Annotated in this window: 15 protein-coding genes and 2 pseudogenes; 13 read left to right on the forward strand and 4 right to left on the reverse strand. The window is 66.6% G+C overall.

What is annotated here, in order from left to right:
- Positions 1-65: 65 nt before the first annotated feature.
- Positions 66-548, forward strand: a complete 483-nt coding sequence (locus WKW82_RS15075; RefSeq protein ID WP_340343110.1) for a cyclic nucleotide-binding domain-containing protein — start codon at positions 66-68, stop codon at positions 546-548.
- 31 nt (positions 549-579) lie between these two features.
- Here the strand turns inward: WKW82_RS15075 and WKW82_RS15080 are convergent, their stop codons facing one another.
- The 4 genes from WKW82_RS15080 to WKW82_RS15095 form a co-directional block, all read right to left on the reverse strand.
- The gene (locus WKW82_RS15080; RefSeq protein WP_340343111.1) at positions 580-1,329 is read right to left on the reverse strand and encodes a metallophosphoesterase family protein; all 750 of its coding nucleotides are present in this window, start codon (positions 1,327-1,329) and stop codon (positions 580-582) included.
- A 125-nt stretch (positions 1,330-1,454) separates the two neighbouring features.
- A complete protein-coding gene (locus WKW82_RS15085; RefSeq protein ID WP_340343112.1) occupies positions 1,455-2,114 on the reverse strand; it encodes a phosphoribosyltransferase in 660 nt (219 codons plus the stop codon).
- Positions 2,095-2,967 carry an alpha/beta hydrolase gene (locus WKW82_RS15090; RefSeq protein WP_340343113.1) on the reverse strand — a complete coding sequence of 291 codons (873 nt, stop codon included), beginning with the start codon at positions 2,965-2,967 and terminating at the stop codon, positions 2,095-2,097. The genes WKW82_RS15085 and WKW82_RS15090 overlap by 20 nt, the downstream gene beginning before the upstream one ends.
- A 2-nt stretch (positions 2,968-2,969) precedes the next feature.
- Positions 2,970-3,638 (reverse strand): TetR/AcrR family transcriptional regulator, encoded by a 669-nt coding sequence (locus tag WKW82_RS15095; protein WP_340343114.1) that lies wholly within the window; start codon positions 3,636-3,638, stop codon positions 2,970-2,972.
- Positions 3,639-3,818: 180 nt separating this feature from the next.
- On the opposite strand from WKW82_RS15095, the gene WKW82_RS15100 reads away from it, so the two are divergent.
- The 12 genes and pseudogenes from WKW82_RS15100 to WKW82_RS15155 all read left to right on the forward strand — a co-directional run bounded on the left by WKW82_RS15100 (position 3,819) and on the right by WKW82_RS15155 (position 17,461).
- Entirely contained in the window at positions 3,819-4,685 is an 867-nt protein-coding gene (locus WKW82_RS15100) for a fumarylacetoacetate hydrolase family protein (RefSeq protein WP_340343115.1), read from the forward strand.
- A 4-nt stretch (positions 4,686-4,689) separates the two neighbouring features.
- On the forward strand, positions 4,690-5,487 hold the full coding sequence (locus tag WKW82_RS15105) for an alpha/beta fold hydrolase (protein ID WP_340343116.1): 798 nt from the start codon (positions 4,690-4,692) through the stop codon (positions 5,485-5,487).
- Between the two features lie 2 nt (positions 5,488-5,489).
- Positions 5,490-6,782 carry a metal-dependent hydrolase family protein gene (locus WKW82_RS15110; protein ID WP_340343117.1) on the forward strand — a complete coding sequence of 431 codons (1,293 nt, stop codon included), beginning with the start codon at positions 5,490-5,492 and terminating at the stop codon, positions 6,780-6,782.
- An 18-nt stretch (positions 6,783-6,800) separates the two neighbouring features.
- Entirely contained in the window at positions 6,801-8,084 is a 1,284-nt protein-coding gene (locus tag WKW82_RS15115; RefSeq protein ID WP_340343118.1) for a metal-dependent hydrolase family protein, read from the forward strand.
- A gap of 85 nt (positions 8,085-8,169) precedes the next feature.
- Complete coding sequence (locus WKW82_RS15120) at positions 8,170-9,111, forward strand: branched-chain amino acid ABC transporter permease (protein ID WP_340343119.1); 942 nt, start codon at positions 8,170-8,172, stop codon at positions 9,109-9,111.
- 214 nt (positions 9,112-9,325) lie between these two features.
- Positions 9,326-10,483, forward strand: coding sequence for a branched-chain amino acid ABC transporter permease (locus tag WKW82_RS15125; RefSeq protein WP_340343120.1), 1,158 nt, complete (start codon positions 9,326-9,328; stop codon positions 10,481-10,483).
- Between the two features lie 16 nt (positions 10,484-10,499).
- Complete coding sequence (locus WKW82_RS15130) at positions 10,500-11,753, forward strand: ABC transporter substrate-binding protein (protein ID WP_340343121.1); 1,254 nt, start codon at positions 10,500-10,502, stop codon at positions 11,751-11,753.
- A 47-nt stretch (positions 11,754-11,800) separates the two neighbouring features.
- Positions 11,801-12,586, forward strand: coding sequence for an ABC transporter ATP-binding protein (locus WKW82_RS15135; RefSeq protein ID WP_340343122.1), 786 nt, complete (start codon positions 11,801-11,803; stop codon positions 12,584-12,586).
- Positions 12,586-13,089 (forward strand): annotated as a pseudogene (locus WKW82_RS15140) (ABC transporter ATP-binding protein); the annotation flags it as partial. The gene WKW82_RS15135 and the pseudogene WKW82_RS15140, both read left to right, overlap by 1 nt.
- Positions 13,090-13,686: 597 nt before the next feature.
- Positions 13,687-14,892, forward strand: a pseudogene (locus WKW82_RS15145) (Tm-1-like ATP-binding domain-containing protein); the annotation flags it as partial.
- A gap of 28 nt (positions 14,893-14,920) precedes the next feature.
- Positions 14,921-15,751 (forward strand): phosphoenolpyruvate hydrolase family protein, encoded by an 831-nt coding sequence (locus WKW82_RS15150; protein WP_340343123.1) that lies wholly within the window; start codon positions 14,921-14,923, stop codon positions 15,749-15,751.
- 24 nt (positions 15,752-15,775) lie between these two features.
- A complete protein-coding gene (locus WKW82_RS15155) occupies positions 15,776-17,461 on the forward strand; it encodes a flotillin family protein (protein WP_340343124.1) in 1,686 nt (561 codons plus the stop codon).

Genomic DNA, 17,461 nt, shown 5'->3' on the forward strand with positions numbered 1-17,461 from the left:
CTCGCGACTGTCCGGCTTCGCCAGGCCAGCCCGCAGAAAAAGGACAGTTCGCCTAACATGGACGCATGCATGAACTACTGCAACGCACCGAGGGCCTCCCCGAGATCACGCTGGCGCCGGGCGACACCCTGGTGCGAGAAGGCGAATCGGGCGACGGCCTCTGGATCCTCGTTTCAGGGACGCTGCAGATCAGCAAGGCCGGCACCGCGATCAGTTCGGTCAGCCATCCGGGCGCAGCATTTGGCGAGATCTCGCTGCTGCTGGACTCGCCGTTCAGCGCTACCGTCGTGGCGAGCACGCCGAGCGTCCTGCGCTATGCCGCCGATGGCCGCGCACTGCTGACGAGCAACCCTGCAATCCTACGGTTGATCGCCGTGGGCCTTGCAGAACGGCTGGCTTTCGTCACGGCCTACCTGGCCGACCTGAAGAACCAGTATGGCGATTCACCCGGCCTCGCGATGGTGTCGGAGGTGCTGAATCACCTGGCGCATCGCCAGGGTCCGGCGGCCCGTGCCGGATCGGCGCGGGAGCCAAACCCGGATTACTGAAGCAGGTTCGAACTTTCTCCTGCGGCCGGCCTCAGAACACCGTGCGCGCCGGCGCCTTTGTCGCGCACAGCGCCAGCGACTCCTCTCCCATCATCGAGCGCCATGATGCGGTGCCCTCCGCGAGGTCGATCACGATATGCGCGGGCACCGGCCCGATCTGCCTGCCAGCGTTGAACACCCAGGTGCCGCCCATGCGGTCTGCCCATGCGCCGGCCGGCTTGAACGGCGGCTCGTGCACATGGCCGGTCAGCACCAGGTCGGGGCGGAACCTCTCGATCCAGGCGGCAAGGTCCGCATCGCCGTACTCGCGCTTGCCGGTCCAGCAGGTGGGCGAGCCGATCGGCGGCCAGTGATAGACCCAGACCCAGCTCGCGGGGCGGCGCTGTGCATCCGCTGCAAGTCGGAGTTCGAGCGCGGCCCGTCCCTCCGGGCCATCCCACCAGGGGCAGATCGTGACCAGGGTGTCGCAGATCTCCAGTGAGTCGCCGTCCGTGAAGACGCCGGTACGGCGGCTCTCGTGCAACCACAGCGCCGCCCTCTCTCCATACCGGTCCGAACCCGTCAGGTCGTGGTTGCCCGAGGCGAGCACCAGCGAGGTGCCCGGCTTCATCAGCGAAAAGTAGCGCAGCAGCACGATCGACTGCGCATCCAGTGACACCGGCGAGCTCACGTCCAGGTGATCACCAGCGAGCACCACCAGGTCATAGGACGGCGCCGACCGGACCACCCAATCGAGTTGGGGCAATGTGTAGTGAAGGTCGGAAGCGAGGAGGATGCGCACTGGGCGAGGAGACAGCAAGGTTCGCACCAGCACGGGGGCGGTACGAGCGACGGCGCCGCACCAATTCGGAGCCTGCGCGGCAACCCAGGGCTATGCGGATCGCTCGCTGACCAGTGCTTCAAGGCTCAGGCCGGCCTGTCGGGCCAGGCCAGCAGTTCCATCACTTCCTCGTCGGTGGTCTGGGAGAAGTCCACATACCAGGCGCCGACGGCATGGAAGTGCGTCGGTGTGCCGAGGCACACGACTTCATCAGCCTCGTGGCGCAATTGCGCTGCCGCCTGGACCGAAGCGACCGGGCTGCACACCACCACGCTGGCCGGTCCCAGCAATCGCAGCGCCCGTACGGCGGCGCGCATCGTCGAGCCAGTCGCGAGGCCGTCATCAATCAACAACACCCTGCACCCACTCACATCGAGCGAGGGCCGGCCCTTGCGGTAGCGCAGCTCGCGGCGCTCCAGTTCCGCGCGCTCGGCCTGCACCACGCGGTCAATGGCGGCCCCGGAGATGGCCAGTCGATTCACTACTTCGTCATCGAGTACCTGCACGCGCCCTTGGGCGATGGCGCCCATGGCGTACTCCTCATGGCCCGGCACGCCGAGCTTGCGCACGACGAACACATCCAGCGGCGCACGCAGCGCCTCGGCCACCTCGAACGCCACGGGAACGCCCCCGCGCGGCAGCGCCAGCACGCGCACGTCCGCCTGGTCGGCATACGCAGTCAGCGCCTGCGCGAGCGCGCGGCCGGCGGCACGCCTGTCGCCGAACTCATGGAATGCCGTGGCCATGGCCAAGACCGAGCAACGCCAGCGCGCGCCGGTAGGTTACCGACTGCGGGTTCGCCAACTCGTTGAGGACGTTCATGTGATTGCGGGCGGCTTCGACTTCCGCCGCGGTGACGATGCCCGGACCCCAGGCTTGCGAGATCAGCGCGGCCTGCCGATGGAATTCCTCGCTCTCGTCGCCGCCCACCACCGTCACCAGCGATCCGCGCGCAGGCGCAGGCATCGCGGCGGGGCTCAGGCGCAGGGCAGATGCTTCCGTCAGGCCAAGGTCGGGCGCAAGGAAGGGCGCATGCCGAAGCGGCTCCAGCTCGTAGAGGCCGGAGATCGACAGCGCCGACTTCACCAGATCGGCCGGCAGGTCCGGCGCCACGGCCTTCCAGTCGCAGGCGAGCAACATCGTCGCCAGATGCCCGCCCGCCGAGTGGCCGGCCACGACGATGCGGTTGCGGTCACAGCAGAGTTCCTTCGCATTGCGCCAGACCCAGGCCAGCGCACGAACGAGCTGCAGCACGATGTGCTCGATGCTCACGGCCGGGCACAGTGCATAGTTCAGCATCACCACCTCGGCGCCGGCATCAGACAGCGGCGGCGCGATGAAGGCATGGTCGCGCTTGTCGAGCGCGCGCCAGTAGCCGCCATGGATGTAGACGAACAGCGGTGCATAAGGGCGCGGCGCGGGCAGGATGTCGAGTTGCTCGCCGGGTTGTTCGCCATAGGCCAGGTCGAGCAGCCATTCGGGCCGCTGCAACGCACACGTCGACGCGTCGGCCCAGTGCTGGAGGATGGCGGGGTGTTCCGGGATGCGTGCGCGGTTGTTGTATTGCGCGTCGTACCAGGCGGGAGATTCAAGAGACATGTTCAGCTCGTCCGGGATTTCGTCTTGAGGGGCTTGGCCTCGGCGTCGCGCAGCGCGGCGTCGATCAGCGCATCGGCCATCCACAGCGCGGTCTTCTCGACCTCGCGGTCGCGCAGGCCCCAGATGTCCTTGAGGATCACATAGGGCTCGATGCCGTAGACGACCGACAGCGCATGGTGCAGGCGGTCGCGCACGGCTGGCCGCATCAAGGGCGCCAGCGGCTCGATCGCGTGCTCGAGGATGCGCACGCGGTGGCCGCGCCGGTACGGTTCTTCCTCCAGCAGGCCGGCGCGTTCCAGGCCCCACTGCTCCAGCGAGAGCTGCGCCGCGGCGCGCAACTGCGCCTCGAATTCCTTGAAGCGGGGAAAGGTCTGCAGGAACAGTTCATGCACCCGCTCGCGGCCATTCGGGTTGTCGGAGGCCAGCTTTCGGACCGGCCCAAGCGAGCTGTCGATCACCGCAGTGACCAGCGCGCTGCGGCTCGGGAAGTAGCGGTACGCCGTGGCCCGCGACACCTTCGAACGCGCCGCGCATTCGGCCACCGAGGGGATGTGGCCGCTCTCCTTGATGATGGTCATCGCCGTGTCGAGCAGCAGCTTGAAGGTGGCCGCGCGCACGCCGCGGTCGGGCGGTACGGGGGGCTCGCTCAGCTTGTGTTTCAGTCTCGCCATCGGGTTTGTCCGGAGCGTTGGAGGCCCCTGGGTCTCTTGTGATTTTCAGAAGTCGAACCGTATGATGCAGCCATCCCAGTTTGAGACGCAAGTCTCAAACAAGACTTTCCGAATGACTTCCGAGACTTCGAGGCAGCTGCTTGCACCGGCCGCACACGAGGCGCCATGGAGACAAAGTCAATGCGTTTGGCCAGCTGGAATTGGGGTGGTCGCGACTGCGTGGGCACGATCTCGCCGGACGGGCGGGAGGCCACGCCGCTGGGCGTCCGCGACGCTTCGCGCGGGGTGCTGCCGCTGATCCAGGCGCTGGCCGAGGGCGAGTCGCTTCCTTCACCGTCAGGCACGCGGCTTCCGGTTGAACTCATCACGCTGAGGTCGCCGCTGCCGCGCCCCTTGCGCAGCCTGTTCTGCGTCGGCCGCAACTACCACGCGCATGCGGCCGAACTGGCCGGGACGGTGTTCCGCGCGGCGATGCCCGAGAGCGATCCATGGCCCATTGTGTTCAGCAAGCTCGGCGAGTGCGTGATCGGCCCGCGCGATGCGGTGCGGCTGCCCTCGCCTTCCATCTCGGCGCAGATCGACTACGAATCGGAACTGGCGGTGGTCATCGGCCGCGGCGGCCGCGACATACCGGCCTCTCGCGCGATGGACCACATCTTCGGCTACACCGTGGTCAACGACGTGACCGCGCGCGACGTGCAGATGCGCCACCAGCAATGGGACTTGGGCAAGAGCTTCGACACCTTCTGCCCGATGGGGCCGTGGATCGTGACGGCCGACGAACTGGATGGCCGCACGACGCGTGTGCGCGGATGGGTCAACGGCGCGCTGCGGCAGGACGGGCAGACGCGCGACATGATCTTCGACATCCCCACGCTCATCGAGACCTGCTCGCGCGGCATCACGCTGCACCCCGGCGACGTGATCGCCACCGGCACACCCTCGGGCGTCGGCATGGGACAGAACCCGCCGCAATGGCTCAGGGTCGGTGACGTGGTGCGCATCGAGATCGATGGCGTCGGTGTGATCGAGAACAGGTTCGAGTAGGCCCATGCGCTTTCAACTGATCGACCGCATTGCGGTGGAAGAGGACGGCGAAGGCCCGGCCATCGTCTGCGTGCATGGGCTGGGCGGCAGCTCCAACACCTTCACGCCGCTGATGCCGGCGATGGCACGGCATCGCGTGATCCGGCTGGACCTGCCGGGCAGCGGGCGCTCGCAGCGGGCCGAGGGCGACTTGAGCATCCAGCGCTACGTCGATGCGGCACTCAAGGTCTGCGAACGGCTCGACGTGACCCGCGCGCATTGGGTCGGGCATTCGATGGGCAACATCGTGCTGCAGCACATCGCGGCGGCGCATCCGAAGCGGGTCGCGAGCCTCACGATGTTCGGGCCGCTGATCACGCCGCCCGATGCCGCGCGCACTGCCATCCGGGCGCGCGCGGCCAAGGCGCGGGAAGGTGCGAGCGGGATGCAGGAGATTGCGCACGCATTGCTGCAGGCCTCCATCTCCGCCGACACGCGCGAGCGGCTGCCGGTTGCCGTCGCCTATGTGCGCGAAAGCCTCATGCGGCAGGAGGGCGAGAACTACGCGCGCAGTTGCGAAGCACTGGCGGCAGCACAGCCCGCTGCCGTGGAGAACATCGAGGCGCCGGTGCTGCTCGTGACCGGCGACGAGGACGGCGTGGCCCCGCCGCAGGCCGTGCGCGCCATGGCCGACAAGCTGCACCGCGCCGCCAGCAAGCGCGTGGTGGTGCTGCCGCGCTGCGGGCACTGGACGCCTATCGAACGCCCGGAGGAATGCGGTCGTGAATTGCGCGACTTCCTGGCGGCGAACTCAAGGAGCTGAACATGGCCGATGTGATGTTCACCAACGTGAAGATCTTCGATGGCGGCGGTGAAGCGCCGTTCATGGGCGACGTGCTGGTGCAAGGCAACCGCATCTCGCGCGTCGTGAAGACGGCCTACGGTGGCCGCTCAATGCCGGTCAGCGGCGCGCAGGTCATCGACGGCGCGGGTGCCTTCCTGATGCCTGGGATGGTCGAGGCGCACACGCACTTCTCGTGGAACGACCAGCCCAGCCTGGACGCGATCCAGCGCATGCCGCCGGAGGAGCACATCCTCTGGTGCGCGGAGGTGGCCAAGCGCTATCTGGACATGGGATGGACCAGTTGCGTCGGGGCGGCCACGGCCAAGCCGAGACTGGATGTGGTGATACGCAACGCGATCAACGACGGCACCATCATCGGCCCGCGCTACCTCGCAGCCAGCCAGGAAATCACGGTGCCCGGCGGCCTCGGCGACACGACGCAACCGCACCTGCCGCAACCGGAATTCGCCTTCGGCGCGATCGTCAGCGGCGCGGAGGAAATGCGGCGTTGCGTGCGCATGTTCTGCAAGTACGGCGTGGATTCGCTGAAGATCAATCTCTCTGGCGAATCGATCACCGGGATGCCGAGCGAATCGAGCCAGTTCACTGAAGAGGAAGTGCGCGTCTGCGTCGAGGAGGCGAAGAACTGGGGCAAGCGCGTGGCAGCCCATGCGCGCTCGACCTGGTCGATCAAGCAATGCGTCAAGCAAGGCATCGAGGTGATCTACCACGCGAGCTTCACCGACACCGAGGCGCTGGACATGCTCGAGGCGCACAAGACCGAGCACTTCATCGCGCCGGGGCTGGCTTGGCTCATCAACACCTCCTATCACGCGAGCCAATGGGGCCTGACGCCTGAGGTCACGCGCAAGATGGGCTATCACCGTGAACTGGAGGCAGCCGTCGAGAGCATGCGCGCGATGCGCAAGCGCGGGATTCGCATCCTGCCGGGTGGCGACTACGGCTTTGCATGGACGCCGCACGGCACCAACGCGAAAGACCTGGAGTATTTCGTCAAGTACGTGGGCATGAGCACCATGGAGGCGTTGCTGTCGGCGACCGCATGGGGCGGGCCGATGATGCGGATGGGCAAGGTGCTCGGGTACATCCGCGAGGGGTATCTGGCGGACATCCTGCTGGTCGACGGCGATCCGTTGATGGACATCACGGTGTTGCAGGACAAGGCGCGGATCCTGGCGGTGATGAAGGACGGCGAGTTTCATCGGGCGCCGCCGGTGAGGCGGGCGAACCAGATGGCGCAGTGGGCAGCGTAGTTTCGCAAGGAGAAGCACATGGCTGATGTCGTCTTCACCAACGTCCGCATCCTCGACGGCACGGGCCAGAACCCGTACTCCGGCAGCGTGCTCGTGCGCGGCAACCGCATCCGCCAGGTCGGCCGCAGCACGGCGCCGATCTCGCCCGGCGGCGCGCAGATCATCGACGGTGCCGGCGCCACGCTGATGCCCGGCATGTGCGAGGCCCACACACACTTCTCTTGGAACGACGCGGCCACGCTCGCGGCCATCCAGACCATGCCGCTGGAAGAGCATGTGCTGTGGTGCGCCAAGGTCGCCAAGCGCTACCTGCAAGCGGGATTCACGTCGTGCGTGGGTGCGGCCTGCGCCAAGCCACGGCTGGACGTGGTGATCCGCAACGCGATCAATGCCGGCCAGATCCCGGGCCCGCGCTACCTCGCGGCCAGCCAGGAGATCACCGTGCTCGGCGCGCTGGGCGACGAAACCCTGCCGCACCTGCCTTTCCCCGAATTCAGCTTCGGCGTGAACATCAGCGGCGCGGACGAGATGCGCAAGGCGGTGCGCCTGTTCCTCAAGTACGGCGTCGACTCCATCAAGCTCAATCTCTCTGGCGACAACTTCACGCCGCAGTCGCCAGCCGAGACGACCTGGATGCTCGACGAGGAAGTCGCCGCCGCCATGCGCGAGGTCAAGATCCGGGGCAAGCGGGGCGTGGCGCATGCACGCTCGTCGGAGAGCGTCAAGCAGGCGCTGCGCCACGGCATCGACCTGATCTACCACGCCAGCTTTGTCGACGACGAGGCGCTCGACATGCTGGAAGCCGCGAAGGACCATGTCTTCGTCGCGCCCGGCATCGCGATCCTCTACGCGATGCTGTACGAGGCCGGGCCCTGGGGCATCACGCATGCGATGGCGGTCGACATGGGCTACCAGACCGAATGGGAAGCGGCCTGCGTCTCGCTTTCCAAGATGCACAAGCGCGGTATCCGCGTGCTGCCGGGCGGCGACTACGGCTTCGCCTTCACGCCGCACTGCCAGAACGCGCGCGACCTGGAGTTCTTCGTCAAGTACCTCGGCTTCACGCCGATGGAAGCGATCCGATCCACCACGCTCTATGGCGGCCAGATCATGATGAAGCCCGATGAACTCGGCGTTATCAAGGACGGCTACCTGGCCGACCTGCTGCTGGTCGACGGCGACCCGCTTGCCAACCTGTCGATCCTGCGCGATCCGAGGCGCATCCTCGCAGTGATGAAGGACGGCGAATTCGCGAAGGCGCCGGAGATCGCCTCGCAGCGGCAGTGGGAGCGGGCTGCGTGATCGCCGCACAGTCGCCGGAAGGCGATCGCCCCCTCCTGGAGGAGCACGGCGCAGCACACACAGTGGCCAGTCGTGGGAGTGTCAATTGAGTCGTAAATCCTGGTTCTTGTGGTTGCTCTTCGGCGTGCCGATCGCCGTGTTCGTCGTCTGGGCGCTGTGGGACAACCACACGCTGTTCTTCAAGACTTTCCTCAACGGCCTCACGCTCGCGTCGCTCTACTTCCTGGTCGCCAGCGGCTTCACACTGGTGTTCGGCCTGATGCGCAATGTCAACCTGGCGCACGGCTCGCTCTATCTGGTCGGTGCCTACATCGGCTGGTTCGTGGGTGAGCGCACGGGCTCGTGGGTACTGGCGGTCGTCGCTGGCTTTCTTTCCGCGGCGGTGCTCGGCTTGCTGATGCAGTTGCTGATCTTCCGCCACATGCAGGGGCAGGACCTGCGGCAGACGCTGGTGACCATTGGTCTCTCCATCGTGATGGCCGACATCGCGCTTTGGATCTGGGGCGCCGAGATCTACACCTTCGACCCGCCTTCGTGGATCTACGGCTCGACCACGCTGCCGCTGGTCAACAAGTTCCCGACGTACCGCATCTTCGTGTTCGTCGCCTCGGTGGTGATCGGCGTCGGGCTGTGGCTGATGCTGACGCGCACGCGGATCGGCATGATGATCCGCGCCGGCGTGGATGACCGCGGCATGCTCGCCGCCTCGGGCGTGAACGTGCAGCGCGTGTTCGCCCTGACCTTCGCGATTGGCGCGGGCATGGCAGGTCTTGCAGGCGTGGTTGGTGGAACGGCTCTGTCGATCTCGCCGGGCGAGGACACGCGCTACCTGCTGGCCTCGCTCGTCGTCGTGATCGTCGGCGGCATGGGCAGCGTGGTGGGAGCGGCGATCGGGGCGCTGCTGATCGGCCTGGCGGAACAATTCGGGCTGGCCTATGCGCCGACTTACAGCGTCGTCTTCACCTTCGTGATCATGGTGGTGGCGCTGGCCTTCAAGCCGCGTGGGCTGATGGGGAAAAACACATGAGCCCATACCTGATTGCTTCGAGGCCGGGGTCGATCGAGCGCTGTCGAAATGCGGACTTGACCGTACGCGAAGGGCGCGAAGGTACGCAAAGGACGCGAAAAATTCAGAAGGAAATTCAAAGAAGAGTTTTCTGGACTTCTTTCGCATTCTTCGCGGAACCTTCGCGTCCTCTGCGTACGGCCAAGTCCGATCCCGCATTCCCTGGAGCTCAGACATGAGCGCAGCCAAGTGGCGACGCGCAATGAACTCGTCGGCCACAGCGGCCGATCTGTCGCCGGCCGCCCGAGGCACACCTGTCGTACATCCCGTCAGCACCCAGCCCACAGGGTCCTCCGCGCAAGCACCAGCAGAATCTTGGTCCCGCTGGCGCGCCTCGGTCCAGGCCATCAAGTGGCGCCATGCCATCGTGCTGGCCGTCGTCCTCGCCTATCCCTTCTTCGCCTCGCCCTTCTTCACCTTCCAGATCGGCGCGCAATCGCTGGCGCTCGGCCTCATCGCGCTGTCACTGACCTTCCTCGGCGGCTACGGCGGCATGGTGTCGCTGGCGCAGATGACGGTCGCGGGCTTCGCGGCTTACATGCTGGCGATCTTTGGCACCAGCAGCAACGTCGCGATCAGCCTCGGCTGGCCGTGGTGGCTCGCGCTCATCGTGGCGATGTCGCTGGCCACACTGGTCGCAGCTGGCATCGGCTGGCTCTCGGTGCGCACCGAGGGCATCTACACCATCATGATCACGCTGGCCGTGGGCGTGGCCTTCTTCTACCTGGCGCAGCAGAACTACACCGTCTTCAACGGCTTCCAGGGCTTCAGCAAGATCTCGCCGCCGGTGCTCTTCGGCGTGGACTTCCGCGACCCGATGCCCTTCTACTTCGTCGTGCTGGCCTGCTCGCTGGCGGGCTACTTCTTCGTCAAGCACCTGATCCGCGCACCCTTCGGCATCGCCTTGCAAGGCATCCGCGACAACCCGCGCCGCATGCAGGCGCTGGGCTACAACGTGACCGCGCACCGCGTCGCCGCCTATGCGGTCGCGGGCTTCCTCGCAGCCATCGGCGGCATCCTGATGGTCTGGTACAACAACCGCATCTCGCCCGGCACCGTTGGCACCGGCGCGATGATCAACATCCTCATCATCGCCGTGCTCGGCGGCATGAAGCACCCCATCGGTGCCTTCATCGGTGCGATCGTGTTCGTGCTGCTGCAGAACTTCGCCATCGACCTGGTCGACCGCGAACGCTTCAACCTCGTGATCGGCGGCGTGTTCCTCGCCATCGTCCTCTTCTCCCCCGACGGATTGCTGGGCCTGTGGCAGCACCTGCGCAACCGCGTCGACATGCTTTCCCCCAACCGCGGCAGTGGCCGCATTCATCGATGACAAGAAGGAGCGAGACATGAGCAGAGGCAATCGTTTGTTCGCGCGCAGCATCGTGGCTGCCGCGGCGTTGATCAGCATGGGCGGCCTGGCCCAGGCGCAGGAGGTCCTGAAGATCGGCCTGCTGGCATCGCTGGAAGGGCCGTTCGCGGCGCCGGGCCAGGACGGCATGCGCGGCGCGGACCTGGCGCTGAAGGAAAAGAACGGCATGGCCGGCGGGAAGAAGATCGAGTTCATCAAGGTCTCCTCCGACGCCACGCCCGACAAGGCCGTGAACTCCACGCGCAAGGCCGTGGAGCAGGACAAGGTGCCAATCATGATCGGGCCGCTGTCGGGCGACGAAGGCATCGCAGTGAAGAACTATGCGAAGACGCAGCCGAACGTGACCTTCATCAACGGCTCATCGGGCGCGCAGGCCGCGACCTGGGGCGACCCCGCGCCGAACTTCTACCGCTTCAACACCGAAGGCGCGCAATGGATGGTCGGCCTGGGCGAGCATGTGCTGGCCAAGGGCTACAAGAAGACCTACCTGATCGCCGAGGACTACGGCTTCCCGTATTCGCAGGTGCAGGGCTTCATGGCCAGCTATTGCGCCAAGGGCGGCAAGGTGGTCGACAAGGCGTGGGTGCCGCTGGGCACGAAGGACTACGCCTCGGTGATCGCCAAGATCCCGAAGGATGTCGATGCGCTGGTGGTGGTGCTGGGCGGCTCGGACGCGGTGAACTTCCTCACGCAGTACGAGCAGGCGGGTGGCGACAAGCCGATGGTTGGCGGCTCCATCACGGTGGACCAGACGGTGCTCAACTTCAAGGGCAAGCGGCGCGAGTCGCTGCTGGGCACGGCATCGGCCGGCCCGATGGCCGACTCGATCGACACGCCGGAATGGAAGAAGTTCGTGGCCGACTACAAGGCCACCTTCAAGGATGGCTTCCCGAGCCCGTCGCTGTTCGCCTACCTCTACTACATCAATACCAAGGCGACGCTGGATGCGCTCGATGCGGTGAAGGGTGACCTGTCGAACGGCCAGAAGGCGTACCGCGAAGCGCTGCAGAAGACCAACTTCAAGGGCCCGGCCGGCGAAGTGAAGATCGACGGCAATCGCAACGGCGTGGGCACCACCTACATCACCGAAGTGACGAAGGCGCCGGACGGCTCCTTCTACAACAAGGTCGTGAAGTCGGTGCCCAACATCACGCAGACGCTGGGGCTGCCGGAAGCGGAGTTCAAGAAGATGGGCCTGGGCACGCGCGACGTGCCGGATTGCAGGACGTAATGGCATCGATCACCCCGCTCCGCCCTCGCGCGACACACCGCGCTGCCATGGGCCCGCACGCCGCGGCGGGCAGCGGCGCGCAGTTGCTCTCGGGCGACGCGCTGCGGTTGGACGGGGTGACGCGCGCCTTCGGTGCGCTGAAGGCGGTCGACAATATCTCACTCACCGTCACGGCGGGCCAGAAGTACGCGATCCTCGGCTCCAACGGCGCGGGCAAGACCACGCTCTTCAATGCGATCACCGGCGACTTTCCGCCGACGCCCGGTCGTATCCATTTCTTCGGCGAAGACATCACCGACCTGCCGCCGCATGACCGCATCCGCAAGGGCATGCGGCGCACGTACCAGTCTTCGCTGCTGTTCCGCGACCTCACGGTGCGGGACAACCTTTTCCTCGCGGTGCGCGGGGTGGCCAGCGGGCGCTTCAGCTTTTTGCGGGCACGCGCGAACAATGCCTCGACGCGCGCCACCAACGACCTGCTGGAGCGCGCCCGACTCACGCACATCGCCGACGAGCGCGTGGCCAACCTGGCACACGGGCAGCAGCGGCAACTGGAGATCGGCATGGCGCTGGCCGGTGCGCCGCGGCTCATCCTGTTCGACGAGCCGGCTGCCGGGCTGTCACCACACGAGCGACGTGAGCTGATCGCGCTGCTCGGCTCATTGCCGGCGCACATGAGCTTCGTGCTGATCGAGCATGACCTCGACATCGCGCTGCGCGTGGTCGACCGCGTCACGGTGATGCATAACGGTCGCGAGTTGCGCACCGGCACGCCCGACGAGATCGAGAACGACGCGCAGGTGCAGGCGATCTACATGGGGAGCAAGCACTGATGGCCTGGTTCGGCAGCAGCGATCGGGACAAGGACAGCCCCATCGGCAATGGGCCGGTGCTGGTCGTCGACGGGCTCGACGTGTTCTATGGTCGCGCCCATGCATTGCAGGGCGTGAGCCTGACGCTGGAGCGCGGCGTGCTCGGCATCGTCGGGCGCAATGGCATGGGCAAGACCACGCTGTGCAATGCGATCACCGGGCTGGTGCCGGCGCGGGGCAGCGTGCGGCTGGCGGGTGAAGAGATACTGGGCATGACGCCCAACGAGATCACCAAGCGTGGCATCGCCTACGTGCCGCAGGGGCGGCGCGTGTGGCCGTCGCTCTCGGTGGACGAGACCTTGAGGCTGGTGGCCAGCAAGCGTCGCGATGTGGACCGCGTGTATGCGATGTTCCCGCGCCTGGCGGAACGCCGCGGCAACGGCGGCGCGCAACTGTCGGGTGGCGAGCAACAGATGCTGGCCATCGGCCGTGCACTGCTGCTGAACCCCAAGCTCCTGGTGATGGACGAGCCCACCGAAGGCTTGGCACCCGTCATCGTCGAACAGGTCGCACAGGCGCTGCGTGACCTGGCCGCCGAAGGCAGGATCGCCGTGCTGCTGATCGAGCAGAACCTCGGCGTTGCGATCTCGGTGGCGGACCGCATCGGGTTGATGGTCAACGGACGCATCGCGCAGGTGATGCCGACCTCGCAACTCGCAGCAGACCGCGAATTGCAGGAGCGCTTGCTGGGCGTGCGCTCAGGTGGTGCGGAAGATGAGGACGATGCGGTGGCAGCGCCGCGCGGCATCGAAGACGCGCCGACCACCCAGGTCTTCACGGTGCGCCGAGCGCATGGCAATGGCGCACCCTCTCTCGATGACATTGCGCCGGGCACAGTGCGGGGCTTTACGCGCTGGAATGCAGGCGGAACCGCCGCGCCCGTTGCCGACATTCCACGGCAGGCTACGACCTCGATGGCCACGACACCCTCACAGATGTCCACCGCGTCAACGCCCACCTCATCGCCCTCCGGCGCGTCAACGCCCTCCGCGGCCCCGCCCACCAGCGCCGCACCCCGCGTCTTCGAATTCCCCGTCGCCGCCAGCAGCGCCCGCTCCGCCTATGTCGCAGGCACCTTCGACACCAAGGGCCGCGAACTCGCCTTCCTGCGCCAGTGCCTCGAAAAGCTGGGCATGCGCGTCGTCACCGTCGACCTCTCGACCTCAGGAAAGCCCTCCCCCGCCAGCGTGCACCCGCGCGAGGTGGCACGCCATCATCCGCAGGGCGAATCGGCCGTGTTCAGCGACGACCGCGGCACGGCGATGACCGCGATGGCACTCGCCTTCGAGCACTACCTGCTCACGCGCCGCGACATGGGCGGCATCATCTCCGCGGGTGGCTCCGGCGGCACCTCGATGGCCACGCAAGGCATGCGCGCCCTCCCCATCGGCGTGCCGAAGATGATGGTGTCCACCATGGCCAGCGGCGACACACGCCCCTACGTCGGTCCCAGCGACATCTGCATGATGTATTCGGTGACCGACGTGCAGGGCATCCACCGCATCAGCGAACTGGTGCTGGCCAACGCCGCCAACGCGCTGGCCGGGATGATCGCGCACCCGCCCGTCACGTCGAACGTCAGCAAGTCGGCCATCGGCCTGACCATGTTCGGCGTGACCACGCCTTGCGTGCAGGCTGTGACCAAGCGGCTCGAGGACACCTACGACTGCCTCGTGTTCCACGCCACCGGCGTTGGCGGCCAGTCGATGGAGAAGCTGGCCGACTCGGAACTCATCGTCGGGGCTATCGACGTCTCCACCACCGAGATTGCGGACGAGATCGCCGGTGGCACGCTCTCCGCCGGTCCGACGCGGCTCGACGTGTTCGCGCGCCACGCCCTGCCCTACGTCGGCTCCTGCGGCGCACTCGACATGGTGAATTTCGGCGCCTGGGATTCGGTGCCCGAGCGCTTCAAAGGCCGCAAGCTCTATCGGCACAACCCCAACGTCACGCTGATGCGCACCACGCCCGACGAATGCCGCCTGATCGGTGAGTTCATCGCAGCCAAGCTCAACGCGATGCGCGGCCCGGTGCGCTTCCTCATTCCCGAAGGCGGCATCTCGGCCATCGACAAGCCGGGCCAGCCCTTCCATGACCCCGAGGCCGACCGCGCCCTGTTCGCCGCGATCGAAAGCGGCTTCCGCAGCGGCCACGACCGCAAGCTGCAACGGCTTCCGCAGCACATCAACGACGAGGCCTTTGCGAACGCGCTCGTCGCCGCATGGAACGACATCGCACGGCCGTCCGCCGGCACCCGGCAAGCCTGAACAAGAAGAGCGAGGAGAACCCAGCACCATGCCCCGCATCGCACGCACCACACTGCTCGAACGCTTCCGCGCCAAGATCGCAGCCGGCAAACCGATCATCGGCGGCGGCGCCGGCACCGGGCTGTCGGCCAAGTGCGAGGAAGCCGGCGGCATCGACCTCATCGTCATCTACAACTCGGGCCGCTACCGCATGGCCGGGCGCGGCTCGCTCGCGGGACTGATGGCCTATGGCAATGCCAACGAGATCGTCTGCGAGATGGCGCACGAGGTGCTGCCTGTGGTCAAGCACACGCCGGTGCTGGCCGGCGTGAACGGCACCGACCCGTTCATGATCCCGGAGGAGTTCCTGCAACGGATCATCTCGCTCGGTTTCTCGGGCATCCAGAACTTCCCGACCGTCGGGCTGATCGACGGCATCATGCGCGCCAACCTCGAAGAGACGGGCATGAGCTATTCGCTCGAAGTCGAACTCATCGCCCGTGCCCGCGCGCTCGACCTGCTGACCACACCCTATGTCTTCAGTGCATCGGAAGCCAGTGCGATGGCCGCCGCCGGCGCCGACATCGTGGTCTGTCACATGGGCCTCACCACCGGCGGCGTGATCGGTGCAGACACTGCTCTCAAGCTGCCCGACTGCGTGCCGCTCATCAACGCCTGGGCGGCAGCAGCGCACGCGGTGAACCCCGAGGTCATCGTCATCTGCCACGGCGGCCCGATCGCGACGCCCGACGATGCGCAATACATCCTCGCCAACTGCCCCACCTGCGCCGGCTTCTATGGCGCCAGCTCGATGGAACGGCTGCCCACCGAGGTGGCCCTGACCGAGACCACCAAACGCTTCGTCGAGATCACGCGATAACGGAAATCATTGGAGACGACACCTATGTCAGGCGCTCAATTCGGAAGTTTCATCCTCGGGCTGATCGTTGTCGCGATCGTCGTCGCGATCGGCGTGTGGCTGCTGCACTGGCTCTACCTGCGCAGCTCCAAGGAACGCGCCTTCGTGCGCACCGGGCTTGGCGGGCAGAAGGTGGTGCTCGGCGGCGGCGCCTTCGTGCTGCCCATCGTGCACGACGTGATCCCGGTCAACATGAACACGCTGCGCCTCGAAGTGAGCCGTGGCCGCGACAAGGCGCTCATCACGCGCGACCGCATGCGCGTCGATGTGATCGCCGAGTTCTATGTGCGGGTCGCCACCAGCGAGGAAGCCGTCGCCGCCGCCGCGCAGACGCTGGGCCTGCGCACCATGGAGCCGGAGCAATTGAAGGAGCTGGTCGAAGGCAAGTTCGTCGACGCGTTGCGCACCGCAGCGGCGGAGATGACGATGGAGGAACTGCACGAGAAGCGCGGCGCCTACGTCAAGCGCGTGCGCGATGCCGTGGCCGAAGACCTGACCAAGAACGGCCTGGAACTGGAAGCTGCATCGCTCACGCAACTCGACCAGACCGGCATGGAGTTCTTCAACCCCAGCAATGCCTTCGACGCGGAAGGTCTCACACGCCTCACCGAGCAGATCGAGCACCGCAAGAAGCAACGCAACGACGTCGAGCAGGACACGCTGATCGCCATCCGCAACAAGAACCTGGAAGCCGAGAAGCTATCGCTCGACATCGACCGCGAGAGCGAGCATGCGCGCCTGGCGCAACAACGCGAGCTGGAGATGGCCCGCGCACGACAACGCGCCGAGGTGTCGACCGAACGCGCCCAGCGCGAGCAGGAAGCCGAGAACGCGCAGATCGTCGCCAAGCAGAGCATCGACACGGCGCGCATCCGCTCCGAGCAGACGATTGAAGAGGGCCGCATCGGCAAGGAACGCGCGATCCAGAGCGCGGAGATCGAGCGCCGTACCTCGCTTGAACTGGCCGAGCAGCAGCGCGCGATCTCGGTGGCGCGCGAGAGCAAGGCGCAGAGCGAGGCGGTGGCCGAGGCAGAGACCGCACGCGCCCTCGCGGTGTCTGCGGAAGAAAAGGTCTTCACCGCCCGCGAAGTCGAGATGGCCGAGCGCAAGAAGGCCATCGACCTGATCGCCGCCGCACAGATCGCCGAGCGCGACGCGCTGCGCCTCACCTCCTCCGCACAAGCCGAGAGCGACGCCAGCACCGCCCGCGGCGCCGCAGTGCGCGCTCAGGCCGAGGCCGACGCGGACGCCGAGAAGATCCGCTCCATGGCCATGCGCGTGCGCGCCGAGATCGAGGCCGATGCCGCCCGCATGATGAACGAGGCCCACAACATGCTCACGCCCGAGGCGCGCATGTCCGCGCTGCGCATGAAGCTGGTCGAGAAGGCCGAGGCGATCATCCGCGAATCGGTGCGGCCGATGGAGCGCATCGAGAGCATCAAGATCATGCACGTCGACGGCCTCGGCGGCTCGCAAGGCGGCGGTTCCGTCAATGGCGAGGGGGGAGGATTCGCCGATGGCATGGTCAACTCGGCCTTGCGCTTCCGCGCGCAGGCGCCGCTGGTCGACCAGTTGCTGCGCGAGATCGGCATCGAGGGCGGCGACATCCAGCGCCTGGTCGGCGACGCCAGCGGCTCGCAGGCCGCGCTGCCGGCGGCAAAAAAGGAATAG

Source organism: Variovorax rhizosphaerae, assembly GCF_037889975.1.
Taxonomy (GTDB): Bacteria; Pseudomonadota; Gammaproteobacteria; order Burkholderiales; family Burkholderiaceae_C; genus Variovorax; species Variovorax rhizosphaerae.